16 protein-coding genes are annotated in these 19,487 nt (G+C 56.2%); 9 read left to right on the top strand and 7 right to left on the bottom strand.

The genetic code is table 11. The features are described from left to right. Window positions 1-1,364: Ig-like domain-containing protein (locus tag BM261_RS10870; protein WP_218149077.1), on the bottom strand; the 1,364-nt coding region annotated here is incomplete at its 3' end. 39 nt (window positions 1,365-1,403) lie between these two features. Beyond that, window positions 1,404-2,306, bottom strand: coding sequence for an OmpA family protein (locus BM261_RS10865; RefSeq protein WP_074898212.1), 903 nt, complete (start codon window positions 2,304-2,306; stop codon window positions 1,404-1,406). A 395-nt stretch (window positions 2,307-2,701) separates the two neighbouring features. Between BM261_RS10865 and smc the strand changes: the two genes are divergently transcribed. Further along, window positions 2,702-6,187 (top strand): chromosome segregation protein SMC, encoded by a 3,486-nt coding sequence (smc, locus tag BM261_RS10860; RefSeq protein WP_074898208.1) that lies wholly within the window; start codon window positions 2,702-2,704, stop codon window positions 6,185-6,187. 250 nt (window positions 6,188-6,437) lie between these two features. Here the strand turns inward: smc and BM261_RS10850 are convergent, their stop codons facing one another. The 3 genes from BM261_RS10850 to BM261_RS12715 form a co-directional block, all read right to left on the bottom strand. Further along, the gene (locus BM261_RS10850; RefSeq protein WP_070454233.1) at window positions 6,438-7,214 is read right to left on the bottom strand and encodes a ferredoxin--NADP reductase; all 777 of its coding nucleotides are present in this window, start codon (window positions 7,212-7,214) and stop codon (window positions 6,438-6,440) included. Window positions 7,215-7,323: 109 nt separating this feature from the next. Further along, window positions 7,324-8,664 (bottom strand): polynucleotide adenylyltransferase PcnB, encoded by a 1,341-nt coding sequence (gene pcnB, locus BM261_RS10845; RefSeq protein WP_074898205.1) that lies wholly within the window; start codon window positions 8,662-8,664, stop codon window positions 7,324-7,326. 223 nt (window positions 8,665-8,887) lie between these two features. Further along, window positions 8,888-9,052, bottom strand: a complete 165-nt coding sequence (locus BM261_RS12715) for a hypothetical protein (protein WP_159069878.1) — start codon at window positions 9,050-9,052, stop codon at window positions 8,888-8,890. Between the two features lie 161 nt (window positions 9,053-9,213). On the opposite strand from BM261_RS12715, the gene BM261_RS10835 reads away from it, so the two are divergent. Then, window positions 9,214-9,576 (top strand): DUF2069 domain-containing protein, encoded by a 363-nt coding sequence (locus BM261_RS10835; protein WP_074898199.1) that lies wholly within the window; start codon window positions 9,214-9,216, stop codon window positions 9,574-9,576. Beyond that, the gene (locus tag BM261_RS10830; RefSeq protein WP_074898196.1) at window positions 9,569-11,383 is read left to right on the top strand and encodes a PglL family O-oligosaccharyltransferase; all 1,815 of its coding nucleotides are present in this window, start codon (window positions 9,569-9,571) and stop codon (window positions 11,381-11,383) included. The genes BM261_RS10835 and BM261_RS10830 overlap by 8 nt, the downstream gene beginning before the upstream one ends. 223 nt (window positions 11,384-11,606) lie before the next feature. On the opposite strand, the gene murI is transcribed toward BM261_RS10830, so the two are convergent. After that, window positions 11,607-12,419, bottom strand: coding sequence for a glutamate racemase (gene murI / locus BM261_RS10825; RefSeq protein WP_074898194.1), 813 nt, complete (start codon window positions 12,417-12,419; stop codon window positions 11,607-11,609). A gap of 199 nt (window positions 12,420-12,618) precedes the next feature. On the opposite strand from murI, the gene tsaE reads away from it, so the two are divergent. The 3 genes from tsaE to BM261_RS10810 all read left to right on the top strand — a co-directional run bounded on the left by tsaE (window position 12,619) and on the right by BM261_RS10810 (window position 15,032). Next, window positions 12,619-13,104 (top strand): tRNA (adenosine(37)-N6)-threonylcarbamoyltransferase complex ATPase subunit type 1 TsaE, encoded by a 486-nt coding sequence (gene tsaE / locus BM261_RS10820; RefSeq protein WP_074898192.1) that lies wholly within the window; start codon window positions 12,619-12,621, stop codon window positions 13,102-13,104. Further along, entirely contained in the window at window positions 13,074-14,381 is a 1,308-nt protein-coding gene (locus tag BM261_RS10815; protein WP_074898189.1) for an N-acetylmuramoyl-L-alanine amidase, read from the top strand. Before tsaE ends, BM261_RS10815 begins: the two co-directional genes overlap by 31 nt. Window positions 14,382-14,492: 111 nt before the next feature. Next, a complete protein-coding gene (locus BM261_RS10810) occupies window positions 14,493-15,032 on the top strand; it encodes a hypothetical protein (RefSeq protein WP_074898185.1) in 540 nt (179 codons plus the stop codon). Window positions 15,033-15,295: 263 nt separating this feature from the next. Here the strand turns inward: BM261_RS10810 and BM261_RS10805 are convergent, their stop codons facing one another. Beyond that, on the bottom strand, window positions 15,296-16,093 hold the full coding sequence (locus tag BM261_RS10805; protein ID WP_074898175.1) for a FadR/GntR family transcriptional regulator: 798 nt from the start codon (window positions 16,091-16,093) through the stop codon (window positions 15,296-15,298). Between the two features lie 216 nt (window positions 16,094-16,309). Between BM261_RS10805 and BM261_RS10800 the strand changes: the two genes are divergently transcribed. The 3 genes from BM261_RS10800 to BM261_RS10790 are packed head-to-tail and all read left to right on the top strand — an operon-like array spanning window position 16,310 to window position 19,217. Next, window positions 16,310-17,080, top strand: a complete 771-nt coding sequence (locus BM261_RS10800; protein ID WP_074898173.1) for a (Fe-S)-binding protein — start codon at window positions 16,310-16,312, stop codon at window positions 17,078-17,080. Next, window positions 17,077-17,778, top strand: a complete 702-nt coding sequence (locus tag BM261_RS10795) for a LutC/YkgG family protein (RefSeq protein WP_074898170.1) — start codon at window positions 17,077-17,079, stop codon at window positions 17,776-17,778. The genes BM261_RS10800 and BM261_RS10795 overlap by 4 nt, the downstream gene beginning before the upstream one ends. Further along, window positions 17,775-19,217 carry a LutB/LldF family L-lactate oxidation iron-sulfur protein gene (locus tag BM261_RS10790; protein ID WP_074898168.1) on the top strand — a complete coding sequence of 481 codons (1,443 nt, stop codon included), beginning with the start codon at window positions 17,775-17,777 and terminating at the stop codon, window positions 19,215-19,217. Before BM261_RS10795 ends, BM261_RS10790 begins: the two co-directional genes overlap by 4 nt. Window positions 19,218-19,487: the final 270 nt, after the last annotated feature.

Raw genomic sequence — 19,487 nt, 5'->3', positions numbered from 1 at the left:
ATCACCGGCGCGGTCGCGTCGATTTCGCCTTTGTCTTGGGCGGTGCTGCTGTTGCCAGCTGCGTCGCTCACGCTCGCGTCAACGGTGTACACGCCGTCTGCCAAGGCACCCGGTACTTCAACTTGGTAGTCGCCGTTGGCGTCGGTTTGGGCGGTGACGGTCTGGCTTGCGCCTTGGGCATCGGTCACCACCAGGGTCACGGTGCTGCCCGCAGGTACGCCTTCAACGTGGCCTTTGATCAGCGGAGTGTTGTCTGTGCTGACGCCGTCCGGTGCGTCTACGGTAATCACCGGCGCAGTTGTGTCAACAGAACCAGGATCTTGTGCTACTGCCTGATTTTGCGCAGGATCAATTACCACAGCATCAACAGTATAATTGCCATCTGGTAATGCTGCCGGCACCTCAACTGAATAATTGCCTTCCTCATCTACTGGCACACGAATTGTTTGCTGATTTCCTTTGCTATCAGTTACAACAAGCGTCACTATAGAACCTTGAGACGCATTCGTCGTGCCTGTAATAATGGGGGTGTTATCAGTAGTATTATCAGGAGCATCAACCGTAATTGTAAGGGGTTCAATGACAGAACCAGGATCACTAACAGCAGCACGTTGTCCGTTGTCAGAATTAACAACAACAGCTGAAGCAGTATAATCACCCACAGCCAACGGATTAGGCATCCGAACCGCAAATTTACCTTCCTCATCAACCGGTATCGTCACTTCTTGGACATCACCATTGGCATCCTTAACAGTGACAGTTACCATGCTACCTGGCACGGCCGTCGTTGTACCTGAGATAACAGGAGATTTATCAGTTGTTAAATCAGGAGCATTCAAACTAACAGTAAGTGCCTGATTAGTATCCCCTCCTCCTTTGGAGGCAGAAGCAGCCCCCCCTATTGCTGCCAATGATGCGGCACCAGCAGCTCCCCACAAAGGACTCAACGCTCCAGCTGCGATAAGCTCACCACCCAGTGCCTGACCTGCTGCAACATCCTCGGCCAGCATTGTCACAGCTTCCTCTTGCATTGTACTTTCCGGAACATAAGGGTACATACTGCCATTTTCATGCTGCCCTACCAATATACTTCCACTTTCCGCCGCAGCAGCATCAGCATAATATCCCTCAATAATTAAATCCGGATTAGATATATCCGTCCCTTCAAATGCGATTTCCAAATTATCGCCAACGCGTTTAGTCATAATATTCTCAGGACCAAACCCTGTCGCATCATCAATAAATTGATAATTAACTTTATTTTGCGCCGGAATACGGAGCGCTTGACCACCAGCCGTCTTAAACTGCATTGTCTCAATAGTTGATTTAGAATTATTGATATTTAATGTAATATTTTTAGACATTATTTTCACCTATTTATTAAATGTTTTATTACTACTGACTTATTTTCCCAAACCATGCACAACAATTTCTACACGACGATTTGGCTGATCACATTCCTGCCGATCTTTTGCATTATTCGGGTACTTAACACGACAGTTAGAAATTACCAACTCCCGAGCCCCCTTACCCTCAAGTAATATCAAATGGGAAGAAACACCATTTTCCTCCAATACTTGTTTTACCGTAGCTGCCCTTTGATAAGATAATTTATCGTTATAATCATGCCGACCTTCCGGATCTGTATGACCTATCACAGAAATACCACCAATCTGTCCTGCATTTTGCTGAATCTCTTGAGCAATGGTGGCAATCTCCTCCTTACCTTTTTGCAACATATCTTGATACGACGACTTATTAAAATAAAACAGCGCGGATGCCTCCAACGTATATTTCTTCATAACAAAAGAGGAGCAATCTTGATTTGCAGATACCCTAGACAAAGTATGATTCTGGCGCTTTACTCCCTTCATTTCGCTTTCCGCCTGCTCTGGAGAAACAGCTTCTAACTCAGGGTGTCCATTCTCATTTTTAACAACCCTAAAAAATGAGACAGCCCCTTCAGGAAGATTATAGTAATTCCCTTTACTCGCCTTCTCTAAATAAGCCTTATCCCACTTAGTAAATTCAGCAAAAAAACGTTGATTTTTGGCGCATACAATTTCTTGACGGTAGGCATTAGGCTGCAATGAACCCATATATTGGTTATTTGTATATATATTTACAGTAGGTCCATCAAGTGCATCCGCCTGACGATAAAATACAACCGATGCCCTATCTGCCGGCACATCCGTGTTGTATCCGCCATCTACAACATCAATCCATCTTTCCCTTTGACCACTGGTAGAACAACCTGCCAAGATTACAGATAAAACCAGCAGGCTAATTTTATTACACGTTTTCATTCACCCATAAACTCCAGTTTATACAATTTAAATTGCTAAATTTAAGTGACAAACCACCAACAGAATTTAAAATATCATGCCATACAAATATGGCGCAGTAATAAAAAACAACCGCCAGTGGAATAAATTATCAAATTCAACCTACTGACCATAACTCAAAAGTAATAGGCGCAGTTAGATTTACTTTATCCTACATGATATACGAATTTACACTCCGTTTACCCTTGGTGGAATTAAACGGCAGTTTATTACAGACAAACGGTTATTCCGCAAAATTCTTCGTAATATTATTACCATATTATTCAACCTCCAGACTCAACAATCGAAATCCCTGTTATCTGACAGATTTTTTGTTTTCATTTAGAATACCCCGCTTTTCTCCCCGTCCTTATCCCATGCGCCTGACCCACATCAAACTCTCCGGCTTCAAATCTTTTACCGACCCGACCACGATTCATGTGCCGGGGCAGCTTGTTGCGGTTATCGGGCCGAACGGCTGCGGCAAGTCGAATGTGATTGACGCGGTGCGCTGGGTGTTGGGCGAGGCTTCGGCTAAGCAGCTTCGCGGCGAGAGTATGCAGGACGTGATTTTTAACGGTGCGGCGACGCGCCGTCCTGCGCCGAGGGCTTCGGTGGAGCTGGTGTTTGACAACAGCGACCACAGTTTGCAGGGGGCGTGGGGACAGTATGCCGAGGTGAGCATCAAGCGGCAGTTGACGCGTCAGGGTGAATCGACTTATTTCATCAACAATCAGACTGTGCGCCGCCGCGACATTACTGATTTGTTTCTGGGTACGGGCGTGGGCGCGCGCGGTTATGCCGTTATCGAGCAGGGAATGATTTCGCGCATCATCGAAGCGCGGCCGGAGGAGTTGCGCGCCTATATCGAGGAGGCGGCGGGTGTGTCCAAATATAAGGAACGCCGCAAGGAGACGGAAGGTCGTCTGAAAGACACGCGCGAGCATTTGCAGCGTTTGGGCGATTTGCAGAACGAGTTGGCGCGTCAGGTGGAAAAGCTGGAGAAACAGGCGGAAACCGCCGAACGCTACAAATCCCTGACTGCGCAGTTGAACCAACAACAGGATTTGCTCGATTACGCCCAATGGCAGCAATCGCTTGCCGCCGCCGACAAGGCGACCGCGCAGCATCAGTCTTTGCAGGCGCAGCAGGACGAAACCGCCGCGCAGGTTCAGGAGTTAAATGAAGAAGTGCACGCCTTGCAGACCGCCGAACAATCGCAGCAGCAGGCGGTGCATGAATTGAGCAACAAACGCGGCGTGTTGCGCGAGCAGATTGCCCGTTTGGAAGAACAAATCCGCCATCAGCAAAACCTGCACCAACGCATCGAACGCGACAAACAGGCGGCGCAGGCGCAGATGCAGCGCATCCATCAGGAGCAGCAGCAAATCCGCGTGCAGCTTGAGGAAAACGAGTTGCAGGCCGAAGAAAAGCAAACCGAGTTGGCAGAATGGGCGATGCAGGTTGCCGAACACGAAGAGCGTCTGCCCGAATTGGAAGAAGCCCAAGCCACGCTCAACGCCGCCTTCCAAACCCAGCAGGACGAGGCAAACCGCATCCGCCGCGAACTGGCGTTGAAACAGCAGCAGCTTGCCCATGCCGAACAAACCGTTGCCAAGCACGAAGAGCGCAAAGGTCGTCTGAAACAGGAAAACCAAGCCCTGAACCTGCCCGACGAAGCGGAAACCGCCGCCGCGCAGGAAGCCGCCGCCTTGTTGCAAAGCCAGCAAGAGCATTACGAAGAACAAATCATCGCCGCCGAAGAAGCCTTACACGCCGCCCGCGAGGCATTTCAGACGGCCTCGAGCCGCTTCCAAAGCCTGAAGCAGCAACACATCACCTTGCAGGCGCAGCAGCAGGCGTTATCGCAAATCCTGTCGCAACAGCAGGAAACCGCCGACTTCTGGCAGGCAACCGACCACGCCGCCGCGCCGCAACTGTGGCAACACATCACCGCCCCCGCCGAGTGGCAACACGCCTTGTCCGTCATCCTGGCCGAACGCCTGCACGCCCGCGCCGTGCCACACGGCTTTGTCCCGCCCGCGCCGTTGCCGCAAGGGCAGGCGGCATGGCTTTCAGACGACCTCTCCGGCGGCATCAAAAAATCCCTGCCCGTACAGGCATTGCTGAACCAAATCCAAACGCAGCCGCCGTTTCAGACGGCATTGCACCACTGGCTCGACGGCGTATTGTGCGCGCCCGATTTGAGCTACGCCTTCGCTCATCAAAGCGATTTGGGCGCACACCAAATCTGGCTCACGCCCGAAGGCCATCAGGTCGACAAAGTCAGCGTCCTGCTCTATGCCAAACCCGCGCAGGAAAGCCTGATTGCCCAAAAAGCGCGCCTCGACGGCATCGCGTCCGAACTGGAAAACCTCGCTCCCGAACTCTCCGCCGCCGAAGCCGCGTTCAAACAGGCGGAGGCTACCGTGCGCTCGTCCGAAGTGCAGCACAAAAACCTGATGCAGCAGCAACAGCAGCACACGCGCCAATACAGCCAAGCGCAGCAACGCGCCGCCGAACTTCTGGCGCGCACCAACCAAGGGCAAATCCGCCGCGAACACATCGAGCGCGAACTGGCGCAGTTGGCGGAAGAACAGACCGTGTTGCAACACACGTCCGACGGGCTTTCAGACGACATTGTTACTTTGCAGGAAGCCGCCGCCGAACTCGAACACCAGCAGCAAACTACCGCACACAGCCGCCAAGAGCAGCAAGGCCGTCTGAAACAGGCGCAGCTTGCCCTGCTGGAAGCCAACCGCCAATACGGGCTGGCCGAAGTCGCCGTCCACAAACTCAACCAGCAAAAACAAAACTGCCAACAGCAAATCGTCCGGCTCGAACAGCAAACCCTGGACTGGCAAGAACGCCAGCAAGAGCTTGCCCTCGCCTATGAAACCGAGTTCCAAAACGACGAGCAGCACATCAAGCTCGACGAGCTGACCGAAGCCGTGCACACGCTGGACGAAGAATACATCGCCGTGCAGGAAAAACTCGCGCAGATTCAGGAGCAGGGCAGGGAGCAATACGCCCGCGTACAAGCCCTGCAAACCAAGCTGCCGCAGCTTCAGGCCGCCACCCAAACCGCCCTGTTGCAGCAGCAGGAAGCCCTGATCAACGCCAAACGCTACCATCAAAACCTGACCGAACGCGCCGCCGATTTGGACGCGCTCGAAGCGTTGGCGAAAGAATCGCCGAAAGTATTGAACAGTAGCATCGGCAGCCTCACCCAGCAAATCGAAGCCCTCGGCGCCGTCAACCTCGCCGCCCTGCAAGAACTCGAAGAAGCGCGCGAACGCGACGGCTACTACCGCAGCCAGAGCGAAGACGTGCAGGCAGCCATTACCCTTTTGGAAGAAGCCATCGCCCAAATCGACGACAAAACCAAAGCGCGCTTCAAAGAAACCTTCGATGCCGTCAACGGCAAAGTCCAAACCTTCTTCCCCACCCTGTTCGGCGGCGGCGAAGCCACCCTCAAAATGATAGGCGACGACCTCCTGACCGCCGGCGTGTCCATCATGGCGCGCCCGCCCGGCAAGAAAAACAGCACCATCCACCTCCTCTCCGGCGGCGAAAAAGCCCTCACCGCCATGAGCCTCGTGTTCGCCCTGTTCAGCCTCAATCCCGCCCCCTTCTGCCTTCTGGACGAAGTCGACGCCCCGCTGGACGACGCCAACACCTCGCGTTTCTGCAACCTGGTCAAAGAAATGTCGGCGCAAACCCAGTTCCTCTACATCTCCCACAACCGCCTGACCATGGAAATGGCAGAGCAGCTCGTCGGCGTAACCATGCAGGAAAAAGGCGTATCGCGCGTCGTCGCCGTAGACATCAAACAGGCGTTGGAAATGGCGGAACCGGCCTGACAGGGTTTTCCGGCACACAAAAGGCCGTCTGAATCTTTCAGACGGCCTTTTTTCAGATATTTACACTGCGGATTTAATCGTCGTCGTAATCGTCCCAATCATCGTAATCATCGTCCCAGTCGCGGTGTTTGCGATGATAGTGGTGTTGACAGTATTGTCTGCGTTGTTTTTGCAATACGAACGCCCCGAAGCCGGAATGCGGTTTCGGGGCGGTGTTTTTTTTTCAGACGGCCTATAAGGCTGGGGCGGCTTATTGATCGACGAACGCGCGTTCAATCAGGAAATCGCCGCGCACGCCGACTTTGGGCGATTCGACCAGGCCGAAATCGTTCAATACGCGGCGTGTGTCTTTCAACATGGCGGGACTGCCGCACAGCATGGCGCGGTCGTCCTGCGGGTTGATTTTGGGCAGGCCGATGTCTTCAAACATCTTGCCGCTTTCCATCAGGTCGGTCAGGCGGCCGTGGTGTTCGTAGTCTTCGCGGGAAACGATGGGGTAGTAAATCAGTTTTTCACGGATCATTTCGCCCAGGTATTCGTCGTTCGGCAATTCTTTGGTGAAACGGTCGTAATAGGCCAAATCTTTTTTGTACCGCACGCCGTGCACCAAAATCACTTTTTCAAACATGTCGTAGATTTCAGGGTCTTTGGTAACAGCCAGGAAGGGGGCGATGCCTGTACCTGTGGAAAGCAGGTAGAGGTGTTTGCCGGGATTGAGGTCGCCGGCCACCAGTGTGCCGGTGGGCTTTTTGCTGATGAGGACTTCGTCGCCGACTTTGAGGTGTTGCAGGCGGCTGGTCAGCGGGCCGTCCTGCACTTTGATGCTGAAAAATTCGAGGTGTTCTTCGTAGTTCGCGCTGGCGACGCTGTATGCGCGCATCAGCGGTTTGCCGTCCACCATCAGGCCGACCATGACGAACTGGCCGTTTTCAAAACGCAGGGATTCGTCGCGGGTGCAGGTGAAGGTGAAATAGGCGTCCGTCCAGTGGTGTACGGACAGGACTTTTTGGATGTTGTAGGCTGCCATTTTGGGTTTCCTGTAAATAAGGTTAATCGGTTGGAAGGGTATTTGAGGCCGTCTGAAAGACAGTTTGCGGAAAATCGGTTTTCAGACGGCCTTTGTCTGTCGGCCGAAGTCAGGCTTCGGCGGCGGCGTTGCCGCTTTTTTTGCGTTTGCGCGGGCGGCGGCGTTTTTTCGTGCCTTCGTTCGGGTTTTGCGGGGCGGCGGCGGTCATGGCGGCGCGTTCGGTTTCGTCGGCATGTTGGAATGTCGTCCACCAGTCGGCCAGTTCGCGGGCGGCTTGGCCGAGCTGGGCGCGCAGCATGAGGAAGTCGTAGGCGGCGCGGAACCGTGCCTGCGCCAGTAGGCGGTGCGGCCGTGCGCCGCGGCGGTTGTCGAACTGGGGCTGCAATACCCAGATTTCGCGCATGGTGGCGGCGTATTTTTGCGGCACGCCCCAGCCTTTTTCCATGGTTTCGCGCAGTTCGGCAATGGCTTCCGTCAGGGCGGGGGCGGCTTTTTCGCCGCGTTCCATGCGTTTTTGCCAATAGCCGTTGAGCGGTTCCCACATCAGGGCGGCGAGGACGAAGCCGACGGAAACGGATTTGTCGGCGCGCAGGCGTTCGTCGGTGCTTTTCAGGGAGGCGGTTACCATGTTCGGCCTGCCGCCGCGCGATGCCTGCTGCAATGCGTCGAGCAGCGGGTGGATGGGGGTGTCTATGCCCAATGTGTGAAACTGGTCGAGGCAGCGGCGGGCGTAGCCTGAAAAGAGGAGTTTCATGATTTCGTCAAACAGGCGGGCGGGCGGCTCTTCTTTCAGACGGCCTGCGTATTTGGCAATCGGTGCGGCGGTGCGTTCTTCCACCGTAAAGCCGAGTTTGCCCGCCAGTCGAACGGCGCGCAGGATGCGGACGGGGTCTTCCTGATAGCGTTCGGCCGGGTCGCCTATCATCACCAGCCTGCGGGCTTTGACATCTTCGACGCCGTTGTGGAAATCGATGATTTCGCCTTTCACAGGGTCGAAATAGAGGGCGTTGCAGGTAAAGTCGCGCCGCCCCGCGTCTTCGGCCAGCGTGCCGTAGGTGTTGTCCTTCATAATCCGACCCTGCTCGTTCTGCACTGCCTTGCCGCCGCCTCGGAAGGTGGTAACTTCGATGGTTTCGGGCCCCACCATGACGTGGACGATGCGGAAGCGGCGGCCGATGATGCGGCTGCGGCGGAAGACGGCGCGGACTTCTTCGGGCGTGGCGTTGGTGGCGACGTCGAAGTCTTTCGGTTCCGCGCCGATCAGGAGGTCGCGCACTGCGCCGCCGACCACATAGGCTTCATAGCCGGCCTGTTGCAGGCGTGAGACGACTTTTTCGGCGGCGAAGCTGATGTGGTCGGCGGTAAAGCCGTGCCGCTCTAACGGCAGGACGGTTTTGACGGCTTCGGCGGCGGGTTTGCCCGCCACTTTGCGCCAGAGTTTTTTCAGCATAGGGATTCCGTGAAGCAGGCCGTCTGAAACACTGCTTCGGCGGGAAACGCGGCGGCAAGGCCAAACCGCGGCTCAAGCCGGGAAGCGGGGTTTCCATACGCCGGAAACGCCGGAACGCCGACGGGCGGCGCGGTCGTTTTTCCGAATAAAACCTTTGCCCAATCTTGTGCGCACACAATGTTCGGCAAAGGTTTCAGACGGCCTTTGTTGAAAATAGGCCGCATTATACCTGCTGCATGACGGGAATTGAAACAGGCCGTCTGAAAACCGCGCCCGCGCAGAAGGCGCAGCAACCTTGCCCACCCCGAACTGCGCCCCGCTGCGGATGCTTCGTTTTCAGACGGCCTTGGCCTATAATGCGCGCCTCGCTGCGGACGCTGCGTTTCATGCTTTTCCCGCCATCGGCAGGGCTGCAATCCGCCGTCCGCCGGCTTCATTTTAACTTTCGCGACAACCGCGCCTGTTGCGGAAGCCCCGTTTGGGCATACGCAGCAGGCGGGGTTTTCAGACGGCCTGTCCGCAACCGTTATGGATATAAAGATTTGAAAAATGGATAAAACCAATCATGCCCTTCTGCCGCAGCGTTTGGCGGTGTTCAGCCTGTCGGCCTTGATTGCGCTGTGCCTGGCCTGGGAATTGTGGTTCGCGCCGTTGCGCGAGGGCGGCTCCTGGCTGGCTTTGAAGGCTTTGCCCTTATGCCTGCCGCTGGCGGGGGTGTTGAAAGGCCGCGTATATACGTTTCAGTGGTCGTGCATGATGATTCTGCTGTATTTCGCCGAGGCGGTGATGCGTTTGTTCGACCATACGCCCGCCGGACGGTGGTGTGCGGCGGGGGCGGTGGTGCTCAGTTTGCTGTATTTCGTTTCCTGCCTGCTGTATGTGAAACGGATTCGGGAGCGTACTCATGCGTGATGATTTTTCCCTGACCAACAAGGGCGGCGCGTGGGCGTTTGCTTGGCTGTTGTCCGCCTTTTTCCTGATTGCGGCGGTGCCGTTTTTATCGATTTTGCGCGTCGGCCCTTTGAGCAGTTTTTATTTGGAAAGCGGTTCGCTGGTGTTCGCGCTGCTGTTGGTGCTGCTGACTTTCGCCACAGGCCGTCTAAATGTATTGCCGCCGCGCGGAACGGTGTATTTCCTCTTGCTGGCGGCCTTTTGGCATGTACAGGCGCGGGTGATGGGGCTGGATTATCTAGGCATGAGCGATATGGCGGCCTGGGCGTTCGTCGTGCTGTCGCTGGCGGCATGGGCCTGCCGGGGTTGGGTAGCCTCGCTGGGGCAGGAACGGGTTACCGCCGCGCTGGCCTGGGTTTTGCTGATCGGCGGCTGCCTGCAGGCGGCGGTGGCGGTGATGCAGTATGCGGGCTGGACAAGCCATTTCACGGGTTATCTGGCCTTGGGGGCGAAAAACAATATTACCGGCCAGCTCGGCCAGCGCAATCATTTGGGGCATTACCTGATGTGGGGCCTGCTTTCAGCGGCGTGGTTGTGGTCGCAACGCCGCCTGCATGCCCTGCTCGGCGCGGCGGCGGTGCTGTTCCTGTCGGGTACTATGGGGCTGGTCAATTCGCGCACGATTTTGCTGTATGTGGCCGCCGTCGGCCTGCTGGCCTTGTTTTGGCGGTGGCGGCAGGGGCGCGGAGGCAACCGCCTGCTGTTGATTACTTTGTTTGCGCTGGGCATGGTGGTGGCGGTGCAGTTTTCGCTGAACGCCGTCTTGGGCTGGCTGGGCATCAGTCAGGTGGAAACCGCCTTGCAGCGGATAGAGGGCAGCTCTTTCGCCATGTCCGCCCGCGACCTCGAATGGCGCAACGCCTGGCGCGTGTTCCGAGATGCGCCGCTGTGGGGGCACGGCTGGGACAGCTATCCCCTTCAGGGCTTCCTTGCCGGCAGTTTTCCCAACGGTTTCAGCCCCAACGGCATCAGCGTGTTGTTTACCCATTCGCACAACATCGTTTTGCAGCTGTTGTCCGAAATGGGGCTGGTCGGCACGCTGCTGGTATTCGGCGGCGCGCTGTGGGTGATATGGCCGTATTTCAGACGGCCTGCTTCCGCCGAAAGCATGCTGCCGCTCGCGCTGATGACCGTCAGCCTGTGCCACAGCATGTTGGAATACCCGCTGTGGTACATCTATTTCCTAACCGCCTTTGCCGTCATGATGAGCATCACGCCGTCTGAAACCCGCATTCGGACGGGCTACGGCATCAAAGCCATGCTGCCCGCCGCCTCCGCCTTCCTCATCATCTGCGGCATCGTCAAACTCGGCTTCGTTTACAACGATTTGGTGAAATTCGACCACCATGTAAAAACCGACACCGCCGAAGAAGTTGTCCGCAAAGTTGCCGGATTGGAACGCATCGCGCGTACCGAACCACTACTGGCCTACTACGCCGACCTCTCGCTGACCCGACGCGGCACGCCCTTCGACCCGGAAATCCGCCCCTGGGCGGCCGAAGCGTCCAAACGCGCTCTGCGGCACCGCCCCTACGCCACCGCCTATCAATACGCCCTCTACGAATACCGCGAGGGCAATACCGAAAAAGCGGCCGAATGGCTGGAAAAACTCTATCACTACTACCCTTCTTCGCTGAACTATTACGCGAAGCAAATCCACGCCTCGCCGTATTTCAAAAACCTCTACCCCGACCTCTACCGAGCCTGCGAGGCCTATCAGAAACTCAAACCGCGCACCGAAAGCTGCCCGAGGCCTGAAGCGCAGTAGGCGCAATCCAAAATCGAGGCCGTCTGAAAACCTGCGATACGGGTTTTCAGACGGCCTCTTTGTCAAACCGACGGCCCAAGATTTATTGACCGCCGGTTTTCAAGCGGATTTTGGCTAAAAAGCGGCAAATTCAAAGCGGAAACCGCAGTAAGGTCGGACACCTCGAATTTGCCGCTTTTATTAGTGAACGGATGCGGAAACCGCAGCGGCCAACTCACAAACCCTATCCCAGCGACACCATTTCAATCTGCTGCAAACTGCGCCCCAAAAAGCGTTCGCCTATGGTTTGGAAACGCAGCGGGATATCGCTGACGTAGAAACGGTAGTCGGCAGTCTGCCCCGTACCGTCGTTAAGCAGCCCTTCGGCCTGCAAGGCCCGGGCGGCAGCTTCGGCAGTGGTCAGTGCCGAATCGACCAGTTGCAAATGCGGCGCCTCCTGCTGCAAAAGCGGCTTGAGCAGCGGATAGTGGGTGCAGCCCAACACCAGCGTGTCCACGTCTTCGGCCAACAGCGGCTTCAAATATTCCCGCGCGGTCAGGCGGGTAACTTCGTGATCCAGCCAACCCTCCTCCACCAACGGCACGAATAGCGGACAGGCCTGCGATTGCACGCGCGCGGCGGGATTACGGCGGTGGATTTCGCGCGCGTAGGCGTTGCTGTTTACCGTAGTGTTGGTGGCAATCACGCCGATGTGGTTGTTGCGCGTGGTGGCCAACGCCGCCTGCGCCCCAGCACTGATTACGTCCAAAACCGGCATATTGCCCGCCATCTGCCGTACTTTATGCCCGGCCACGGCCGCGATGGTGTTACAGGCGATGACAAGTGCCTTTACGTCGTGTTCGAGCATGAAGCCGACGATTTGGGCGGTAAAGGTTTCGATGGTCGCCCGCGACTTCACGCCGTAGGGCACGCGGGCGGTGTCGCCGAAATAAACAATGTTTTCCAGCGGCAGGCGTTCCATCAGGGCGCGCACGTTGGTCAGGCCGCCGACACCGGAATCAAAAACGCCGATGGGGCGTTGGTTGGGTGTATTCATAACAATCAGCCGAAAGAGGCCGTCTGAAAAAAGAAAACGCGCATTCTATACCAAACCGCTTCCGCGCCTAAACGCCTTTCACGCCGTTTGCCTGCCGCTTGTCGGGAAATACGGGTATTTTTGCCGTTTCTGCCGTTTCAAAGGTTTGCAAGGGCGGCGGTTTGACGCATAATCCGTGCTTTTTTCAGGTCAGGCCGACATGTCCGTTTCCCACACGCCCGTTTTCCTGCCGGATGAAACCGCCACCGCCGCTTTCGCGGCCGCGTTTTCAGACGGCCTCTCCGCACCGCTGACGGTTTGGCTCGAAGGCGGATTGGGCGCGGGCAAAACCACCTTTACCCGCAGCCTGCTGCGCGCGCTCGGTTTTGAAGGAGCGGTCAAAAGCCCCACCTACGCCATCGTCGAATCCTACCCCCTGCCCCGCTTTACCCTGCACCACTTCGACCTCTACCGCTTCTCCGCGCCGGAGGAATGGGAAGACGCGGGGCTGGACGATTTGACCGGCGGCAACACCGTCTGCCTGATAGAGTGGCCGCAAAAAGGCGGAAACTTCACCCCGCCCGCCGACCTGACACTCACCCTGACGCATTGCGCCAACGGCCGCAATGCCGCCCTATCCGCACAAACCGAAAACGGCCAAAGAAGTTTAGAAGCATGGATAAAAAATTTACCCGTCGCCAAATAGTCCGCAGCGCCGCCGCAGGCCTGCTGTTTACCGTTACACCGGCCGCTTTTGCCAAAGCCGCCCCGCAGTTTGTCGCCGTCCGTATCTGGCCGGCCAACGCCTACAGCCGCATCACGCTGGAATCGACGGAAAAGCTGCAATACAACTACTTCACCCTCGACAACCCGCGCCGCCTCGTACTCGACCTCAAAGGCGTGCAGCTTAATGAAGTTTTGCAGAGCATCAACAGCAAAGTCCAACGCAGCGACCCCTATATCGGCATCATCCGCGTCGGTCAAAACACCGCCGACACCGTACGCATCGTCATCGACCTGAAAACCGACGTCAATCCGCAGCTTTTCACCCTCGCGCCCGTGGCCACCTTCAAACACCGCCTAGTGGCCGACCTCTACCCGATGCACGCCCAAGATGCCAACGACCCGCTGATGGCACTGTTGGAAGACTACTCGAAAGGCAAAATCAGCAACCAAGGCACAGGCAGCAGCACCCCGCCGGTACAGCCGCCCCCCGAAGTACCGAAGCCGCCGAAAACGACCAAAACGCCGGACGATACCCCGCCCCCCCCACCGGCCGACCGCAGACATAGCCGCCAGCCGGTTATCGTGCTCGACCCCGGCCACGGCGGCGAAGACCCCGGTGCCATCGGCAAGAGCGGCCTGCGCGAGAAGGACGTCGTCCTTTCCATTGCGCGCGAAACCAAAAAACGCATGGAAGGCATGGGCTACAAAGTCTATATGACACGCAACGAAGACGTATTCATCCCGCTGGGCGTACGCGTGGCCAAAGCGCGCAAACTGAACGCCGACCTCTTCATCTCCATCCACGCCGACGCATTCACCAGCCCCAGCGCGCGCGGCACCGGCGTTTATACCCTCAGCACCAAAGGCGCCAGTAGTGCTGCGGCCAAATTCCTCGCGCAAACGCAAAACAATGCCGATGCCATCGGCGGCGTCAAAACCGGCGGCAACAAAGACATCGACAGCACCATCCTCGACATGACCCAAACCGTTACCAACAAAGACAGCGCGATTTTGGGCAAAAAAGTGCTGAACGAATTGGGCAAATACAACAAGTTGCACAAAGGCGACATCGATCAGGCCAACTTCGCCGTCCTGCGCGCGCCCGACATCCCGTCCATCCTCGTGGAAACCGCCTTCCTCTCCAATCCGGAAGAAGAGCGCAAACTCAGCGGCATGGTCTTCCGCCGCCAGTGCGCCGACGCGATTACCGCCGGCGTACGCTCCTACCTCGCCGGAGCCGTATTGGCCAGACGTTAAACATCAACGGACAACAGGCCGTCTGAAAATCCTCTTTCAGACGGCCTGTATTTTTTCCAGCCTTCCGTTACAATAACGCCCCGCCTTATCCTTACTGAGAAAGAAATCATCATGCAAAATAAAATCCTCTCCCAAATCACCCGCACAATCAGCCGTTTCCTGCTGGTTATCGGCAGCATCGCCGCACTTGCCGCCTGCGGCAATCCGCAGCAATCCGACTTAATCTCCATTGCCGGCGCATTGAAAGATGCCGGATTCCACCCGAATCTGGAAGCCGAATACCGGCAACGCATCAGCCAAGCGAAGAATGAAGAAGATGTCCGCGGCGTTTTGCGCGATCAGCTCGCCCTTACAGAAAAAGTTGCCCCCAAACTCAAAGCCCTCAAACTGAAAAGCGACGAAGGCCGCTCCATCCAAAACAAACTGGCCGGAGGTTTTGAAAAAATGGGCAACGGCTTGAGAACCGCAATCAATGCCGACTTCAACAGCCAAAGTACAATGCTGTCCGCCCAAAACGATATGCGTGCGGGCGGCCAGGATATTTTAGCCGGCATGCAGGAATTCGCCACAGTGGCCAAAACGCATGGCCTGAACCTCGACGAAACCTTATTCCAGGACAAGATACAAGGTTTGAAGAACAGCTTGAAATAACCCCGTGCCACTATCAAAAAGGCCGTCTGAAAACTGTTCCAAGCAGTTTTCAGACGGCCTTTCCGCATTATCCGGCAAATCAGCGGCAACGGATTAACCAATATTCGTCCAAACGGCGAACCGCAGAACATTGAAACCCAATAAAGCCGATTGGGCAGACGTTTCCGATATTTTAGAAATTACTGCCTTTCGGTTCGGATAAAACAACGCCACCCAACAGCCCGACCAACCTGCGCCGGCGCAACATTGCCGCACGGCCGCCATCATTTCCCACCGCCCGCAACAGTTTCGACAAACACGCCCTGAACGTCATTCTCGGCCAAAGCCGCCGACACAGCCTCGCGCGCCGCCCGTTCCGCATCATCGTGCAAACTACGCCGAACATAATCCAAATGGGCTTCTGCCGCCCGTTGCGCCGCCGATGCATCCTGCCTCTCAATGGCGCGGAAAATCGCCTCATGCTGTTCCGACAACTGCGCGTAACGGTCGGCGGCAAACATATTGGCCAAATTACGCCGCGTATGCCCCTTCAGCAAACGCAACAAACTCTCCGACAGGCGCGTGAACATCACATTATGTGCCGATTCCGCCACAACCTGATGAAACGCCGCATCGGCCGCCGCCTGCCGTTCCGAATCATGCTGCCCGTAAGCCGACTCCAGCTCCGCAAGCCAATAGCGCAGACGCTGCAAATCCGCTTCCGTCCGCCGCTGCGCCGCCAAACCTGCAAGCAAACCCTCCACACTGCGGCGGAAATCCAATACCTCGTCGGCCATATCGTGCCTGCCGGCCACCTCCTCCCAACCGAGTTGCAAAGCCTGACTCACCCGCGCGGAAACATAATGTCCGTCCCCCTGCCGCGCATAAAGCATCCCGCGCGCCGACAAAATCCGCAAAGCCGCCCTCACCGACTGGCGCGACACACCGAACTCTTCAGCCAACTGCCGTTCAGGAGGCAGCTTCCGGCCCACCGGATAAATATTCTGCAAAATCCGTTCCTCAAGAATATCGGCAATCTGTGTACCGACACACTGTCTGCCGACCGTTTTTTCTTTCTGCATCACACCCTCCTCCGCTTATGGCCGCCCGACAGATTTTTCAGACGGCCTAATTGTCGTCAATTTTACTTAATTCACCGCAAAACCTTATTTTTTATCAGGTTAAAAATATAAAAAACCACATGCCACTTGACCGCTTACATAAGATTACTTAAAGTAACCCTACTCCAATAAAATTGGTCTGACCAATTTACCAAAACACAAACCAAAAGCCAAACCATGAACACAAATACCGAACCCACTGTCGGCAGCAAACCTGCCGATGTGTATTTTTTCGGCACATGCCTGCTGGACATTTTCATGCCCGAAGCGGGTATGGATGCGATTACGCTGATCGAGCAGCAAGGCATCCGCGTGCATTTCCCGATGGCGCAAAGCTGCTGCGGCCAACCCGCCTTCACATCGGGGCATCCGAAAGAAGCCTTTGAAATCGCCAAAGCCCAACTGGACCTGTTCCCCGAAAACTGGCCGATAGTCGTGCCTTCCGGTTCCTGCGGCGGCATGATGAAACACCACTGGCCGGACGTATTCAAAGGCAGCCGGTATGAATCGCAAGCGCAAAAAGTGGCCGACCGCGTGGTCGAATTCACCCACTTCCTGCTGGATATCGGCTATACGCCCGAAGACAAAGGCGACAACATCAAAGTGGCCGTTCACACCTCCTGCGGCGCACGGCGCGAAATGGGCGTGCACATCACAGGTTGGAAACTGATAGACAGCCTGAAAAACGTCGAACGCGTGGTACACGACCATGAAAGCGAATGCTGCGGCTTCGGCGGCACATTCTCCGTCAAGCAGCCTGACATTTCGGGCGCGATGGTGGCCGACAAAGTAGCCTCCTTAAAAGCAACCGAAGCGGTAGAAATCGTCAGTGCCGATGCGGGCTGCATGATGAATATCGGCGGCAAAATCGCCAAAGACGAACCCTGCATGCCCAAACCCAAACACATTGCCACCTTCTTGTTGGAACGCACGGGAGGCAAAGCATGAGCGCACGCGACAACATCCTGGCCAAACTGAGAAAGGCCAACGCCTACCCGATGATCGAACCAAAGGTGGACGAATACTACCGCGAAACCTCGCAGGAATGGGACAGCGAAACCGAACGCCTGAAACACTGGGCGAAAACCATGCGGGCGGTCAAAACTGAAATCTACTGGGTAACACCCGAAACCTGGCCGCAAACCATGGTGCGCGTAGCCGGAGAAAAAGGATTGAAAAACATCCTGCTGCCCCTGAAGACCGAGCACGGCCAAACCGCCGAACGTGCTTTTCAGACGGCCTCGGATATCGAAGTCAAATCCTTCGACAAACCGATTGAAGATTGGAAAGACAGTTACTTTGCCGACATCGACGCAGGCTTTACCTCCGCCCGCTGCGGCATCGCCCTCACCGGCACGCTGGTGTTGTGGCCGGACGTTGAAGAGCCGCGCAGCCAAAGCCTGGTTCCGCCGGTACACTTCTGCCTGTTTGATGCGGCAAAAATGTACAACACCTTCCACCACGCCATGAGCGGGGAAAAAATGGCCGACGGTATGCCGACCAACGTCGTATTGGTATCCGGCCCGTCAAAAACCGCAGACATCCAACTGACCCTGGCCTACGGCGCGCACGGCCCGCGCGATTTGGTGGTACTCGCACTCGTACCGCCCCACATCAACCCGGCAGACCTGGAGGACGCGGCATGAGTACGCAAACCATACATTTCCATCCGAAACCGGAAACCTTCAAACAAAACGCGAAAGACGCCCTGTCCGACAAACCCCTGCGCAAAAGCCTGCGCACGGCCATGGACATGCTGATGACCAAACGCAAGGCCGTATTGTCGGACGAAGAAGAACTGCAATTATTGCGTACCCTTTGCGAACACATCCGTCAACGTTCCCTGTCCCGCCTGCCCGACTTATTGGAGCAGCTGGAAGAAAACCTGACCCGTTTGGGCGTGAAAGTGCACTGGGCGGAAACGCCTACGGAAGCCTGCGAAATCATTCACGGCATCGTCAGCGCCCACAACGGCAAACTGATGGTCAAAGGCAAATCTATGGTCAGCGAGGAAATCGAGCTGAACCATTATTTGGCCGACAACGGCGTGAAAGCGGTGGAAAGCGATTTGGGCGAATTCATCGTTCAAATGGCGGGTGAAAAACCCACCCACATCGTGATGCCCGCGATTCACAAAACCAAAGAGCAAGTCAGCGAACTGTTCCACCAAAACCTCGGTACACCGCTGACCGACGACGTAGATCAACTGACCGGCTTCGCCCGCCAAGCCCTGCGCGACGTATACCGCACGGCAGATGTCGGCCTGAGCGGCGTAAATTTCGCCGTCGCCGAAACGGGAACGCTGTGCCTGGTCGAAAACGAGGGCAACGGCCGCCTGAGCACCACCGTGCCGCCCGTGCATATCGCGATTACCGGCATTGAAAAAGTCGTGGCCAAGCTGTCGGACGTTCCGCCTTTGTACAGCCTGCTGCCGCGTTCGGCCATCGGTCAGAACATTACGACCTATTTCAACATGATTACCGGCCCGCGCCGCAGCGGCGAACTCGACGGCCCGCAGGAAATGCACTTGGTGCTGCTGGACAACGGCCGCAGTCAGGCCTATGCCGAAGAGCAAATGCGCCGTACCCTGCAATGTATCCGTTGCGGCGCGTGCATGAACCACTGCCCGGTTTACACCCGCATCGGCGGCGCGGCCTACGGCACGACCTACCCCGGCCCCATCGGCGAAATTATCTCTCCGCACCTGTTGGGCTTGGACGCCACTCGTGACTTACCGACCGCCTGCACCATGTGCGGCGCGTGTGACGAAGTTTGTCCGGTAAGAATTCCGATTACCGCTCAAATGCGCCGCCTGCGCGAAGAAGCCCAACGCTCGCCCGACGAAAAAGTGGCACACCCGATACGCGGGCAAGGCGCATCGCATACTTTGGCCGAAACGCTGGCTTGGCGTACGTATAACGGCATTTTCAGCGGCAAAAAGGCCTATCGTGCCTTCGGCTGGGCGGCCACCACATTCCGTATGCTGACACCGGGCAAACAATTGGGCTGGACAGATCACCGCAAACCGATGAAGCCCGCCGCGAAAACGCTGCACGAACTGATTAAGGAAAAGCAGCAACGTTAAGCAAATAGGGCAACAGGCCGTCTGAAAACACTTTCAGACGGCCTGTTTAGAAAGTCCCTTTGCTTCATTCATACATTAAATTTAATTTGCCATATTTTTCAAACGGCCTGTTATCCGCAATAGGCCGTCTGAAAACGGTTCATACGAACCGTTTGGGTTTCAGACGGCCTGTCCGAAGAGGGCAGACAAATACGATAAGGCTGCGCCGTGCCGTATCCGCCGTCCGAAAAGCAGCCGCACGACACCGGTCAGAGGCCGCACAGCGCATAT

This window comes from Neisseria elongata subsp. elongata (assembly GCF_900113545.1).
Taxonomy (GTDB): Bacteria; Pseudomonadota; Gammaproteobacteria; order Burkholderiales; family Neisseriaceae; genus Neisseria; species Neisseria elongata.
Note: the sequence above shows the minus strand (reverse complement) of the source record. Positions and strands in the feature narration are given on the sequence as shown.